The following is a 13810-nucleotide window of genomic DNA, read 5'->3' on the forward strand; positions in this document are numbered from 1 at the left end:
TAAAAGGAAATAGAAGTTGAAAAAGTTAGGCTATAACATTAATTACTTCCAGCTTCCATCGCCCATCCTCTTGCTTAACAAGAAAACATTGTTCAACCATAAACAAAAAAGTTATGAAGATTATGAAAATAGCTGCTTTAAGTGCAGTTTTTGCGGCTCAGTTTGCACTGGCCCAGTTTAAGCAGACACCTTTGCCGTATGCTTATAATGCTTTGGAAGGGAATATTGATGCCCAAACAATGGAAATTCATTATTCAAAACACGGTGCAGCTTATGCCGCCAATTTGAATAAGGCCATTGCAGGAACTCCACAGGAAAAAGAAACTTTGTTTCAGATTCTTTCCAATGTTTCAAAACTGCCAGCTGCTGTGAGAAATAACGCAGGAGGACATTACAATCACGAATTGTTCTGGACGGTTCTTACTCCTCAGAAAAATACCCAGCCTTCAGCAAAATTAGCAAAGGCCATCACTGAAACTTTCGGAAGTATGGATGCTTTTAAGGAAAAAATGTCTAAGGCAGGAGCAGACCGTTTCGGTTCAGGATGGGCCTGGCTTTCTGTAGGGAAAGACGGGAAATTGTTTGTTTCCTCTACTCCTAACCAGGACAATCCTTTGATGGATGTTGTAGAAGAAAAAGGAACTCCGATCTTCGGAATTGATGTATGGGAGCATGCTTATTATTTAAAATATCAGAATAAAAGAGCAGATTATCTTACCGCCATCTGGAATGTGACCAACTGGAAAGAAATCAGCAGAAGATATGACGAAGCGATAAGCAAGAAATAATCTGATGAAAATATTGTACAGCATACTTTTTACCTTCTATATGGTGCTAAGACCTTTAGTGCCCGTGGTAGAGTATGCTGTAAATTATGATTATATTGTTAAAGTTCTCTGTATCAATAAAACCAGGCCGGAGGTTCACTGTAATGGAAAATGTTACCTGAGTAAAGAGCTCGCCAAAGCCAATGATTCAGAATCTTCACCTTTTCAGAAACTCAAAAACTCTGGGCAGAAAGTTCTGGATACCTATATTCTGCCGGAGACTGCAGAGATCAACACTACTGGAAAAATTTCGTTTTTCAATTTCAATTTTACCTACGAAACAGCCTATTCTTTTCTGTTTCTTACCCATATTTTCAAACCACCGGTTTTTTAAGTTAAACGATCACTAATTAACCACAAAAGTCACAAAAGCTTAGATAAATTAAAAGCTAAGTGCTCTTATTGTGCATAAAATTTACCACTTGATCAACTTAAGTGTAAGAACTTTTGTGCCTTTTGTGGTAAAAAAACAATGCTGTTACAGCCATTCAAATTAATTCAACTTAAAAAATCAACAATGAAAATTTCTCAATTTTTATCACTATTCTTTATTGCCCTTACTGTATTCTCTTTTACAGCCTGCGGAAGCAGCAGGGATGATGACAACCCACAGGATACTACGCCTGGAAAACTTCAGATCAAATTTGAAAACGGATTTAACAATGTGGGAGATATCGTTCTAAATCAGACGGTTCAGACTTCTGCTAACGGACAGAAACATAACTTTTCTGCTTTGAAATACGTCATCAGTAATGTCGCATTGATAGATGAAAACGGAAACGAATTTAAATACAACGAAAATAATCCTGACAAAGGAGCTTTTATCGTAGATCAGGCAGATGCTGTAGCCGGAATTGTTTATCTTAATCTGGATGGTATCCCGAAAAATAATTACAAAAAACTAAGATTCGGATTGGGTGTCAGCCAGAAAGCATATTTACTGGGACAGGACGGGCAGGCTGAATTCTGGACAAAAGCCAAGCAGAAGGGAATGTCCTGGTCATGGGCGGCCGGTTATGTATTTGTAAAACTGGAAGGGAAATACGGTACAGATTCTCCTTCTAAAGAATTCATGAATCACACAGGAAATATGGGAAATACTGCAGCCAACAATACACCGGATCTTTATCGCGAAATTACATTGAATCTTCCAACAACGGCCAGAGTAACAAGTCAAATCCGTCCTTCTGTTCACATTCTTGCAGACCTGAACCAATTTCTGAGCGGAGATAAGGCACTGACTCTTACCACATCCAATGATATGCTGATGGGGTCCAACCAGCACCTGGTAGACGTTACCAACAATCTTACAAAAATGTTTAAAGTAGACCATGTTCACAATGATTAATTTTTTTATTAAAACGATACTCGTTCTTCTTGTATTGGTCTTAAGCTTCATTTCATGTTCTGATGAGGTGATTCAGCCACTGGAAAAGGATGAAGCCTATAATCTCCAGTTTCCTTCTTATTTTCCGGAAATGACTTTTGATAAATCCATCAATCCGGTGACCAGAAATGGAGTGGAACTGGGACGGAAATTGTTTTATGAAGGAAGACTTTCAAGAAATAATACCATTTCATGCGGTTTTTGTCATATCCAGGAAAATGCTTTTACCCATCATGGTCATACGGTGAGCCATGGGGTAGACGACAGAATCGGAATCAGGAATGCACCCCCCATCCAGAATATGGCTTTTTTGAAAAGATATATGTGGGACGGAGTGATTCACAATCTGAATGAGCAGCCCATCAGCCCGATTACTGACGTAAATGAAATGGACAGTTCTATACCGGAAGCTATTTCGAAAATAAAAGATGATCAGAAATATAAAAAACTGTTCAGAGAAGCTTATGGAGACGAAACCATTACAGGAGAAAGAATTCTGAAAGCATTGTCGCAGTTTATGGCTTCTTTAATTTCTGCAGATTCAAAATATGACAGATTCAGACTGGGAAAAGAACAATTGACTTCAACAGAAGCTAAAGGGATGGCTTTATTCGGGCAGAAATGTGCTTCCTGTCATAGCGGAGAGCTGTTTACCGATGAGAGTTTCAGAAATACAGGACTCTATTACAATACGGAGTTCAAAGATGCCGGACGATACAGAGTTACTCTTAACCAGGTCGACTGGATGAAATTCCGTGTTCCCAGTTTAAGAAATGTGGAATATACCGCACCTTATATGCATGACGGAAGATTTTACACCTTAGAGGCGGTACTTAATTTCTATTCGGATCAGGTGGAAGATAATGCCAATCTTGATCCTCAGCTGAAACAGAACGGCCACATAGGAATTGCCATGAACAGCCAGGAAAAACAATACATCATTGCATTCCTGAAAACATTATCGGATAAAAGTTTCATATCCAATCCAAAATTTGCAGAATAATTTATAAAAAACATGAAGAAGATTATAGTGATAGTAAGTTTGATCCTGTTTAATCAGTATCAGGCGAAAACGATTAGAGACAGTGCGTATATTGCTCCCGAAACCTTTAGCAGATTCGATTTTGATGATGATTGTGATGCCTGTGGTTGTGCAGCAGGAAACGGATCTTCCGGTTTTGAATCTTTACTGAATCCGCAGTTTATCGGGATCAAATACTTTGCGCAGCATTATAAAGCGAAAGAGAACTTATTTGTAAAAGATCTTACCCAGGATCAGTATTTCAATACGCTGCAACTTTGGGGGAAAGTTCCACTGACTAAAAAACTGAGTGTTTATGCGAGCCTTCCATTCCATTTTCATGAAAAGAAAACCATGCAGGGAGATATCAGAATCAATGGAATAGGAGATTTAAACCTGATGGGAATTTACCAGCTGATGAGCTCTAAAGATAATTTCCATCATCTGAGCGGAGGTTTGGGTGTGAAAATTCCTCTCGGGAAGTTTGATGAAAAAGGGGCATCCGGTGTCAACCCAAGCTTTCAGCTGGGAACTGGCAGCTGGGATTATCAGGCGGCTTTGAATTATAAGTTTCAGAAAAATAAAGTAGCCGTACTGGTGAATACAGATTACACCATTAAAACAGAGAACAGGAAAAATTACCGTTTTGGAAACCAATGGAATTATGCAGCAACAGGTTTTTATCAGGTTGCAGGAAATGAAAAATCTATATTCTCTGTAAAAACTGGAGTTCAGGGAGAAGTTTATGCTCAGAATAAACAGTTTGATGAAGCATTGCCGAACACTGCAGGAAGTGCCTTGTATGGAAAATTAGGTTTTGAAGCCTCTTATAAAAAGCTGAGCCTGGGAAGTGAAGTCATGCTTCCCATGTACACGCGCCTGGCGGGAGGAGATATTGAAGCTCAATCAAGATTCAGTATTTTTCTGAATATTGGAATTTAAAAGGAAACCCTTGTTGAAATCATGTTAAAGCTCCTTCGGGAGCTTTAATTGTTTATAAATCATGATTTTAGTTGGGGATTAGGAATAATTATTTATCTTTGCCGGAATTTGGTGAGCCGTAAAAAGCTCTTAAAAGGGAATCCGGTGAAAATCCGGAACAGACCCGCTGCTGTAAGCTCCGCACCAAAGTTTTTGAAGAATATATCCACTGTTTTTTTAATGGGAAGGATTTCAAAAATGGAGTAAGTCAGAAGACCTGCCAGACAATAATCGTTTGACGCTTTCGTGGAATAAAGCTTAGGACATCAATGATTGTGTGCAGTGACAGCTGTGCTTTGTCGTTGTATTCTTATACCCATTAGCGTCTTCATTACCCTAAATGAGCTAATGGCGGCAAAACTAACTACTTCTGCAATTCAAAAAGCTGTTTTCACAATATTGGTGATCACATCTCAACTTTTGTTTTCCCAAACCAAGAAAAAAGATAGTCTTCAGGAAGAGACGATTAAAGGGATCAATCTTTACAAAAAGAATTTTAAAGAAATTATTCCTGCACAAATCCTGCAGGGTGAGCAGCTGGAGAGGCTTAACAGTCATTCTGTCGCAGATGCGTTGCGGTATTTTTCAGGAGTTCAGATTAAAGATTATGGAGGATTGGGTGGTTTGAAAACCATCAACATCCGAAGTATGGGAAGCCAGCATGTAGGTGTGTTTTATGATGGAATTCAATTAGGAAATGCCCAAAACGGGCTGGTGGATCTTGGACGATATTCTTTAGACGATCTGGAAGAAATATCATTGTACAACGGACAGAAAAGTGAGATTTTTCAACCTGCAAAAGACTTCGGTTCTTCAGGATCTATTTATTTACAGCCTAAAACACCCGTATTTAAAGGAAATAGAAAAACCAATTTGGTGATAAGGGCAAAAAGTGCATCTATTGATCTCTTTAATCCTTCATTCCGATTGGAACAGAAGATATCAGACAGAGTTTCTGCCAGCTTCAGCGGAGAATTTATGCAGAGTGACGGAATTTACAGGTTCCGGTACGCGAAGAAATATCCTGATGGGCAGCAGGCGTACGATACCATCGCTAAAAGACAGGACTCAGATATCAAAGCAAAACGGTTTGAAACTTCTCTCAACGGAACTTTAAATAACGGAAGCTGGAATATCAGAGGGTATGGTTATATTTCAGATCGTGGAATGCCGGCTCCCATTGTGAATGGCCGTTTTGGTGGAAGAGGAGCCAGACTTTCAGATGAAAATTATTTCGTACAGGCCAATCTGAGAAAAAAACTGTTCCCGAAATTTGAAACACAGCTGAAAGCAAAATTTGCCTACGATTATACCCATTTTATGGATACGGTTCGTTCGCAGTCTATTATTTATACTGATAATACTTATATCCAGCAGGAGCTTTATCTTTCCTCATCCAATATTTACTCAATCACTCCCAATTGGGATGTCAGTCTGAGTGGAGATTTTCAGTACAATAATCTGGATGCCAATCTGGATAATTTTTCTTATCCTACCCGTTACACTACCTTGGTAGCATTGGCAACGACCTATCAGTGGAACAGATTCAAAATTTTGGGAAGCCTTTTAGGAACTTTTACTTTTGAAGAAGTAAGAAAAAACAAAAGACCGGGAGATGCCAGAGAGTGGACGCCTGCTGTTTTTATGAGCTATCAGCCGGAAAAAATTCCAGAGCTTACTCTAAGGGCTTTCTATAAAAGAATTTTCAGACTTCCAACCTTTAATGATCTGTATTATACCAATATCGGAAATACTTACCTGAAACCTGAATTTACCCATCAGTATGATGTAGGATTTACCTATCAGAAGAATTATACCAACCGTCTCTTTAAGACCTTTTATGCTAAAGTAGATGGTTACTACAACAAAGTACAGGATAAAATTGTAGCGGCCCCTAACGGAAGCATGTTCCGCTGGCTGATGATGAACCTGGGAATGGTTGAAATCATTGGTGCAGATGTGAATGTGCAGACAGAACTTCAATTGGGAAAAGTTACTCTTAGACCGTTGCTGTCCTACACTTATCAAAGTGCAAGAGACATGAGTGATCCTGAAGATACTTTTTACCGCAATCAGATTCCTTATACACCATGGCACAGTGGATCTTTCAGTCTGATGGCGGATTATAAAGACTGGAGTTTCAATTACAGTGCGATGTATGTAGGAGAAAGATATGATGTGAATCAGGACAATATTCAATACAATTATGTACAGCCCTGGTATACTCACGATCTCTCTGTTCAGAAAAAATTCAACTGGGCGAATCATCAGTTTAAAGTAAGCCTTGAGATGAATAATATTTTCAATCAATACTATGATGTGGTCCTCAATTATCCGATGCCCGGAAGAAATTTTAAACTTATTCTAAACTTCACCCTATGAGAAAACTAAACTTTTATTTTTTATTTCTTGTCTTAGCTTTTCTTACGTCATGCCGTACGGATGATATTATTGTCCGTCAGGAAGTGGTGGAAGGACTTCCTTCAGAAAACACAGCAATAAAAGGCTTTTACATGCTGAATGAAGGAAACATGGGAAGTAATAAATGTACCCTTGATTTTTTTGATTACACCAAGGGAACCTATTACCGGAATATTTACGCAGAAATCAATCCCAATGTGGTAAAGGAGTTGGGAGATGTAGGAAATGATATCAAAGTGTACGGAAGCAAACTTTATATCGTAGTCAATGTTTCCAATAAAATTGAAGTTCTTGATGCCAAAACGGCCAAACGTATTACTTCTATTCCATTACAAAACTGCCGGTACCTTGCTTTCAAAAACGGAAAAGCTTATGCCAGCAGCTACGCCGGACCTGTTGCGATTAATCCGAAAGCACCGAAAGGGAAAGTCGTGGAAATTGATACCACTTCTCTTTCCATCCAGCGTGAAGTAGTGGTAGGATATCAGCCCGAAGAAATGGAAATTGTGGGAAATACCTTATTTGTAGCCAATTCCGGAGGATATAAGGCTCCAGATTATGATAATACAGTCTCCGTCATCGACCTGAATACTTTTACAGAACTTAAAAAAATAAATGTTGCCATCAATCTTCATCACATTAAAAAAGATAATTACGGAGATCTCTATGTAACCTCAAGAGGAGATTATTATAATGTTCCTTCCAGTTTGTATTTAATAGATGCAGCTACAGGAACGGTCAAGAAAGATTTCCATCTCTCCGTGAGTGAAATGACAATCGTGAATGATAAACTCTATTTCTATGGAAATGAATTCAATTACAATACCCACAGCTATAAAAAGACATTTGGAATCATTGATGTAAAAACAGAACAGATCATCGCCAACAGAATTTTTGACAAAGAATATGAAGATGCTATTAAAACCCCTTACGGCATTGCCGTAAACCCAATCACAGAAGATATCTACATGACAGATGCCAGAAATTATGTATCCATGGGATTTGTGTATTGCTTTGATAAAAACGGACACTTTAAATGGAAAACGGAAGGCGGAAATATCCCTGCCCACTTCGCTTTTTTATACAAATAACCAACCTTAAGACATGAACAGAAATACCTTTACTTATTTAAAAACCGGGCTTTTATCCTTTTTCCTTTTAGGAGCGATTGCCTGTAAACATGATGATGAAGACGAATTTACCTTTAACGGCCTTGATGATTCCTATACCATTGAGCGTTTAAAGGTTTTGAGTATTCCTACCAATGCATCAGGATCGGTTACTTGGAGTATCAACGATTCTATTATTTCCCAAAACTCAGAACTTGAATTTATCAGTGTGAATGCAGATGCTTATCCTCTGACTTTAAAGATCAGGAATAAAGGAAACGAGCAGGTTTTTCATTCTAAAATAATCGTTACCAAAGAAAAGACGCCATACAGTAAATATATTTCCAAAGTATTGGAGTTCCGCCCTGCCGTAGGACAGTTTATGAATGAAATCCCGGAATATTTACCAGGGAATACTGCCGCGAATATGCTTCAGAAAGCCAATGAATCTTTGGTGGGAGGTAATTCAACCATGATTAGTCTGGGAGGATATGGAGGATATGTAGTGTTCGGTTTTGATCATACCATTCCGAATTTAAATGGACGTGATTTTAAAATACTCGGAAATGCATTCTTTGGAAATGATGCCGCGGATCAACGTTCAGGATCCTGTGAACCGGGAATTATTATGGTGGCCTACGACAGAAATAAAAACGGAAAGCCGGATAATGATGAATGGTATGAAATTGCAGGCAGCGAGTATTTCAAAAATGCTACCGTAAAAGATTACAGCATAACTTATTTTAAGCCTGACGAAAATAAAACACCTGTAGCCGGAACTGAATTCTGGCAGACCGATGTGGAATATATCAAGTGGAGTGATAACCTCGGAAATCAGGGGTTTAAAACAAAAAATACATTTCACGTACAAAGCTATTATCCTTTATGGTATACTGAGAGTTCTTACGGATTTTCGGGAACAAGACTCGCCAATAATTTTTATGATCAGAACGGTGACGGATCCTATTGGGTAGGAAAATCATATGAGTTCGGATATGCAGATAATGCTCCGAATAATGATGAAGCTTCCAATATTGATATTTCATGGGCGGTAGACAGAAGTGGAAAATATGTAAAACTTCCGGGCGTAGACTTTATGAAAATATATACAGGAGTCAATCAGGAAGCCGGCTGGCTTGGTGAAGTTTCTACAGAAGTAGCAGGAGCTTACGATCTGCATTTCAAATAATAATACAATCTATTTAAATTAATAAAAAATGAAAAAGTTTTATCTTTTTATGATGCTTTTTCTGTTTGCATGCGTATCCAATGCACAGATAAAAGTACAGGGTGTGCCCAGAAATGATATTTCAGGGATCAGTAATCTTAATACCACTGCCATCAGTTTTTCTGATATTCAGTATTGGGTAGGGTCGGGAACCAATCAGGCTGCTTTTGTAGTACAGTGGAACGACGGTAAAAATCCTGATGCGATGGTTTGGGGATTCAAATGGAACGGAAGTGCTACCGGAGAAGACATGCTGAAAGCTATTGCTAAAGCAGACCACAGATTATATACGTTGCTTTATCAGGGAACACAATTTGGATCAGCAGTCGGAGGGATTGGATTTGATCTGAACGGCCAGGGGACCAATGCCCTGATCAAAAGCGGAAATACCACTTATCCGTTATATCCGGTCAATGGTTTTGTCAATACGACAGCTTATGATTTCGACAGCTACACCATTATAGATGCTGCGAACGATCATTGGCAGTCAGGTTGGACCGTGAACGGATATTGGGCGTACTGGGTAAAGAATCCGACGGATGCAGATTTCGGATATTCCAGTGTTGGAGCTTCCTCACGGACATTACAAAATGGTTCCTGGGATGTATGGAATTTCAATGTAGGATTTAATGAAACACCTGTTTCTTCTACCATGACTCCGGTTTCTCCCTATGTAGCTTCTACAAACTATACCAACGGATATTTTATGGTGAACGAAGAATGGTTTGGTCATACCAACGGTTCTGTAAACTTCATTGATAATAACGGCCAGATCAATTACCGTGTGTACAGTAATGCCAATAATAATCAGGCTTTCGGGGCAACGACACAGTACGGAACAATCTATGGTGATAAATTTTACTTCGTATCAAAGCAGGCTGCTGATGGGGGAGATACTCAATATACTCCGGGAGGAAGATTGGTTGTAGCCAATGCACAGACTATGCAGAAAATTGCTGGTTTTAATAACATCGGAGGCGGTGACGGAAGATCATTTGTAGGTGTTAATGAACATAAAGGATATATTGGTACTTCCACCGGTATTGTTCTTTTCAATATTGATAATTTACAGGTTGGTAATTTAATTACCGGAACAGGTGGAAACGGGCAGATCGGAAATATGATCCGTACTTCACAATATGTTTTTGCCGTAAAACAGGGAGTAGGAATTTTAGTGATTAATCCTGATACCGATACGATAGTGAGTACTATTGCAGGAGGCTTCTACTCTGTGGTTCAGGCTAAAGACGGAAGTGTATGGGGAATTCAGGATCAGAAGCTGATCAGCATTAATCCTACCACTTTTGCAACACAGATCTACAATATCCCAACTACAAAGTATATCGGAGACTGGGGAGCATGGAATGCCGGAAGATTCACAGCAAGTAACAAAGAAAATGCTTTATACTGGATCAATTCAATAAGCAGCTGGAGCTCAGGAACACAGATTGTGAGATTTGATGTTACAACGAAAACATTTAACGAAAACTTTGCTGCAATTCCAGGACAAACAGGTCAGTTTAAACAAATTCCGTACGGAGCGGCTCTTCGTGTAAACCCTGTTACCGGAGAGTTGGTTCTGAATACCACAGAAAGCGGATATGGAGCACACTACCAGAAAAACTGGATTCATACCTATGATATGACCGGAGCCCTTATCAATACAAAAACTCTGAACGACTACTATTGGTTCCCTTCACTGACGGTATTTACCAATAACTCAGTTCCTGTTGTAAGTAATGTTTTCCCTTCACAGGTTACTGCAGGAAACACAACGACAATTGATCTGAAATCAATAGTTTCTGATGCAGACAATATGACGGTATCTGTTGTGAAATCTATCAAATCAAACAGCAACCCTGCCACGGTTTCTGCGGTGATTAACAATAATGATGAGCTGGTTCTGACACCACTTGTTTCAGGCACGTCTGATATTGTGATCAGCTTTAACTCAAACGGTAAATTAGTTGAAAAAACACTTACAGTAAACAGTACTGCATCAACATTAGCAACTGCTGAGGTGAAGAAACTGGAATTCAGCATTTATCCGAATCCGGTAACTGATATTCTTACGATTAAAACTCAGGAGAAAATTCAGAATGTTTCTCTTTACGATGCTTCAGGCAGAGTAATCAATGTACAGCTGAGCAATGGTCAGATTAATGTAAGTACACTTCCAAAGGGTATTTATATTGTAAAAGCTGTAACCGATAAAGCGGTATATCAGCAGAAATTAATCAAAAACTAATACTATATTGCAGATAGTAATCTTGTTATTTTAACCCCTGATCAATTTTGGTCAGGGGTTTTTATTGATCCATCAATAGGAGATGATATTAAAAACCCGGCAAGCTTTTAAAGCTTGCCGGGTTCATTCTGTTGTTATATCTTCTTTATTTGATAATCACTTTTTTAGAGTATGTTTTTCCTTCTTTTGTCTGAAGTTTCATAATATATACCCCTTGTGGCTGTTTGGTATCAAAAGTATTTGATGTCAGCTTGGAACGGAATACTTCTTTTCCTGAAGTATTGGTTAAAGTAACTTCGGAACCTTCTGCAGAAACATTTTTGTCAAGAGTGAACTGCCCGTCCTGGCTGTGAGCCATGAAATTGATGAAAGGATCTTTGTACTGGTAAGCATAGTATACTCTAAGCTCTCCACCGATGTTCAATAATCCGGAATTCACATTTATTTTAATACGGTCAAAAGGGATGTTCATCGTCATCTCTATTTCTCCTTTGCTTGGATCTCCGCTTCCAAGAGTGATCAGTTTTGTGGCAAGACTTGTGTAATCGTTATTGGAAACATCTCCATTAAATGTTTCAATAGATACCCCGCCCAATAACTGTGCAGATAGAGGAGTCCCGTTTGAACCTATCGCAAGAACAAGTTTATTGGTATTGTTCGCAATATTGGTAGTTGGGAAAATCAATGTCTGTTCTGTTCTTGCAAGAAGACCCACAGAAACCTGTAGTGTAGAGTAATCGTTTTCGTTGCTTCCTACAGCATTCTCAGGATTCAATACACCGCAGCCCAGGCATACGCCAAGCACCTGATTGGTTTGGCTGCTTGCATAGGTTTTTACAATCTGAGCAAAAGACATTGTGCTGGTTAAAAATAGGAATGATGCCAAAACTGCAGCTTTCATCGTGCGTTGGCTCAATAATAAATAAGTTTTCATATGTAGAAAATTTTGGATTTTAGTTTTTTTGTAAATTTATAAATAAAATAATTATGTTGCATATTTTATTTCATAATTATGTGATTTGTTAATAATTTATTGATATTTACAATTGATGATTTATTATTATTTAATGAAGTGGTTATTTGTACTTGACTGAAAATGAATGTGAAAAATACGGCAGGCTTGAAAAAATCTACCGCATTTAATCTATCATTTATTAAATTATTTGATTACAATTTTTTTGGAATAGGTTTTACCTTCTTTCGTTTGCACATTCATGATATAAACACCTTCCGGCTGTTTCGGCTCAAATATATTTGAGGTCAGCTTGGAACGGAATACTTCTTTTCCTGAATTGTTGAACAAAGTAATTTCGGAACCTTCCACAGGAACATTTCCACCAAGAGTAACCTGTCCGTTCTGACTGTGAACCATAATATTCATTAAGGGATCCTGGTAAGAATAATAAACTCTGAAACCACCGCCAAGGCTTAGAACACCACCTGTTAATCCGATTCTTATCCCATCATAAGGCTTTGTAGGTTTGAATTCTATTGTACCTCTGTTTGGGGTTGCGCCCAGTTTAAGAAGGCTTACATCAATTGTTCTCCGGTCATCATTGGATGTACCGCCATTCATTGTTTCAAGCGTTACTCCGCTTAACAACTGTACAGATAATGGTATGTTGTCTGTTCCGATTCCTACTACCAGCCTTGTGTCAGATCTTAGGTCAGGAAAAATCAGAGTTTGCTGAATTCCTCCCAACAGGACTGTTCCCAACACCATTGTTGAATAGTCATCCTCATTATCTCCTACAGCGTTAAGGGGATTATCAATATGACATCCCAGGCAGGCTACTCCGAATACTCCGGAGCTTTGTGCGTGTGCATAAATTCTGTTTTGTGCCAAGGACATTGTGCCGGCAGAAAATAAAAATAAAGCCATCAATCCGGCCTTTAAAGAGGATGGGCTTCCCGAAAATAAATTGAATTTCATGTTATATATTTTAAAAATGAATAGTTTTATCCAAATTTAAGGATTAATGGAAGAAGTAAAAAAAATATTTCCATTATTGGTGATATTTTTAATGAAATTTAATATGACGTTCCTGTTGGGGTGAAAATTGTACAAGAGGTCTGGTGGATAGACTATTGTATCTGAAGAAATTATCGCTTAGTTCCTTAGGGTAGGTATAATGGAGCTATAGAAAGCTTAAACCTTGGGAAGAATCCCCGAAATCTATATATAGAAACGAAAAAAGGACTTTCGAAAAAGTCCTTTTGTAGCCCGTAGGGGAATCGAACCCCTCTTACCAGAATGAAAATCTGAGGTCCTAACCGATAGACGAACGGGCCCTCTATCTTCCATTACCGAAGTAATGTGTTAGCTTTTGTTTTTATAAGTGTCAACTCTTATTGTAGCCCGTAGGGGAATCGAACCCCTCTTACCAGAATGAAAATCTGAGGTCCTAACCGATAGACGAACGGGCCGGTTAGATTTATTTAAATATAGCTTTTTCTACAGTGATCTTTATAAAACCACCGTTGTTACAGTGGTCTTATAAGATGTAAGTAGCCCGTAGGGGAATCGAACCCCTCTTACCAGAATGAAAATCTGAGGTCCTAACCGATAGACGAACGGGCCAGCTATA

11 protein-coding genes, 3 tRNA genes and 1 riboswitch are annotated in these 13810 nt (G+C 38.6%); of the genes, 9 read left to right on the forward strand and 5 right to left on the reverse strand.

Features of this window, described 5'->3' with window-relative positions; translation table 11 throughout:
* Positions 1-113: 113 nt before the first annotated feature.
* The 9 genes from V0410_RS17475 (at position 114) to V0410_RS17515 (ending at position 11222) form a co-directional block, all read left to right on the forward strand.
* Positions 114-788: a superoxide dismutase gene (locus tag V0410_RS17475; protein WP_330745067.1), complete on the forward strand. Its 675-nt coding sequence runs from the start codon at positions 114-116 to the stop codon at positions 786-788.
* A 4-nt stretch (positions 789-792) separates the two neighbouring features.
* Positions 793-1161 carry a hypothetical protein gene (locus tag V0410_RS17480; RefSeq protein WP_330745068.1) on the forward strand — a complete coding sequence of 123 codons (369 nt, stop codon included), beginning with the start codon at positions 793-795 and terminating at the stop codon, positions 1159-1161.
* Between the two features lie 183 nt (positions 1162-1344).
* The gene (locus tag V0410_RS17485) at positions 1345-2175 is read left to right on the forward strand and encodes an MbnP family protein (RefSeq protein ID WP_330745069.1); all 831 of its coding nucleotides are present in this window, start codon (positions 1345-1347) and stop codon (positions 2173-2175) included.
* Positions 2168-3217, forward strand: a complete 1050-nt coding sequence (locus V0410_RS17490; protein ID WP_330745070.1) for a cytochrome-c peroxidase — start codon at positions 2168-2170, stop codon at positions 3215-3217. Before V0410_RS17485 ends, V0410_RS17490 begins: the two co-directional genes overlap by 8 nt.
* Positions 3218-3229: 12 nt before the next feature.
* Positions 3230-4177 (forward strand): transporter, encoded by a 948-nt coding sequence (locus tag V0410_RS17495; RefSeq protein WP_330745071.1) that lies wholly within the window; start codon positions 3230-3232, stop codon positions 4175-4177.
* A gap of 92 nt (positions 4178-4269) precedes the next feature.
* Positions 4270-4455, forward strand: a riboswitch (cobalamin riboswitch).
* Positions 4456-4564: 109 nt separating this feature from the next.
* Positions 4565-6598, forward strand: coding sequence for a TonB-dependent receptor plug domain-containing protein (locus V0410_RS17500; protein WP_330745072.1), 2034 nt, complete (start codon positions 4565-4567; stop codon positions 6596-6598).
* Positions 6595-7728, forward strand: a complete 1134-nt coding sequence (locus V0410_RS17505) for a YncE family protein (RefSeq protein ID WP_330745073.1) — start codon at positions 6595-6597, stop codon at positions 7726-7728. Before V0410_RS17500 ends, V0410_RS17505 begins: the two co-directional genes overlap by 4 nt.
* Before the next feature lie 13 nt (positions 7729-7741).
* On the forward strand, positions 7742-8935 hold the full coding sequence (locus tag V0410_RS17510) for a cell surface protein (protein ID WP_330745074.1): 1194 nt from the start codon (positions 7742-7744) through the stop codon (positions 8933-8935).
* A 28-nt stretch (positions 8936-8963) separates the two neighbouring features.
* Positions 8964-11222 carry a DUF5074 domain-containing protein gene (locus V0410_RS17515; protein WP_330745075.1) on the forward strand — a complete coding sequence of 753 codons (2259 nt, stop codon included), beginning with the start codon at positions 8964-8966 and terminating at the stop codon, positions 11220-11222.
* Positions 11223-11367: 145 nt separating this feature from the next.
* Here V0410_RS17515 and V0410_RS17520 read toward each other — a convergent pair whose 3' ends face one another.
* From V0410_RS17520 to V0410_RS17540, 5 genes are all read right to left on the reverse strand, one after another.
* Positions 11368-12156: a T9SS type A sorting domain-containing protein gene (locus tag V0410_RS17520; protein WP_330745077.1), complete on the reverse strand. Its 789-nt coding sequence runs from the start codon at positions 12154-12156 to the stop codon at positions 11368-11370.
* A 225-nt stretch (positions 12157-12381) separates the two neighbouring features.
* Positions 12382-13155 (reverse strand): T9SS type A sorting domain-containing protein, encoded by a 774-nt coding sequence (locus V0410_RS17525; protein ID WP_330745078.1) that lies wholly within the window; start codon positions 13153-13155, stop codon positions 12382-12384.
* Between the two features lie 287 nt (positions 13156-13442).
* Positions 13443-13514 (reverse strand) — tRNA-Glu (locus V0410_RS17530).
* Between the two features lie 63 nt (positions 13515-13577).
* Positions 13578-13649 (reverse strand) — tRNA-Glu (locus tag V0410_RS17535).
* 82 nt (positions 13650-13731) lie between these two features.
* Positions 13732-13803, reverse strand: a tRNA-Glu gene (locus V0410_RS17540).
* Between the last annotated feature and the right edge of the window lie 7 nt (positions 13804-13810).

Source organism: Chryseobacterium sp. CP-77 (genome assembly GCF_036362765.1).
GTDB classification, from domain to species: Bacteria; Bacteroidota; Bacteroidia; order Flavobacteriales; family Weeksellaceae; genus Chryseobacterium; species Chryseobacterium cupriresistens.

What these genes read in the sequence shown, in the direction of transcription:
- V0410_RS17495 (WP_330745071.1), top strand. Translation starts at nt 3,230, where the DNA reads ATGAAGAAGATTATAGTGATAGTAAGTTTGATCCTGTTTAATCAGTAT.
- V0410_RS17480 (WP_330745068.1), top strand. Translation starts at nt 793, where the DNA reads ATGAAAATATTGTACAGCATACTTTTTACCTTCTATATGGTGCTAAGA.
- V0410_RS17510 (WP_330745074.1), top strand. Translation starts at nt 7,742, where the DNA reads ATGAACAGAAATACCTTTACTTATTTAAAAACCGGGCTTTTATCCTTT.
- V0410_RS17500 (WP_330745072.1), top strand. Translation starts at nt 4,565, where the DNA reads ATGGCGGCAAAACTAACTACTTCTGCAATTCAAAAAGCTGTTTTCACA.
- V0410_RS17515 (WP_330745075.1), top strand. Translation starts at nt 8,964, where the DNA reads ATGAAAAAGTTTTATCTTTTTATGATGCTTTTTCTGTTTGCATGCGTA.
- V0410_RS17505 (WP_330745073.1), top strand. Translation starts at nt 6,595, where the DNA reads ATGAGAAAACTAAACTTTTATTTTTTATTTCTTGTCTTAGCTTTTCTT.
- V0410_RS17485 (WP_330745069.1), top strand. Translation starts at nt 1,345, where the DNA reads ATGAAAATTTCTCAATTTTTATCACTATTCTTTATTGCCCTTACTGTA.
- V0410_RS17520 (WP_330745077.1), bottom strand. Translation starts at nt 12,156, where the DNA reads ATGAAAACTTATTTATTATTGAGCCAACGCACGATGAAAGCTGCAGTT.
- V0410_RS17490 (WP_330745070.1), top strand. Translation starts at nt 2,168, where the DNA reads ATGATTAATTTTTTTATTAAAACGATACTCGTTCTTCTTGTATTGGTC.
- V0410_RS17525 (WP_330745078.1), bottom strand. Translation starts at nt 13,155, where the DNA reads ATGAAATTCAATTTATTTTCGGGAAGCCCATCCTCTTTAAAGGCCGGA.
- V0410_RS17475 (WP_330745067.1), top strand. Translation starts at nt 114, where the DNA reads ATGAAGATTATGAAAATAGCTGCTTTAAGTGCAGTTTTTGCGGCTCAG.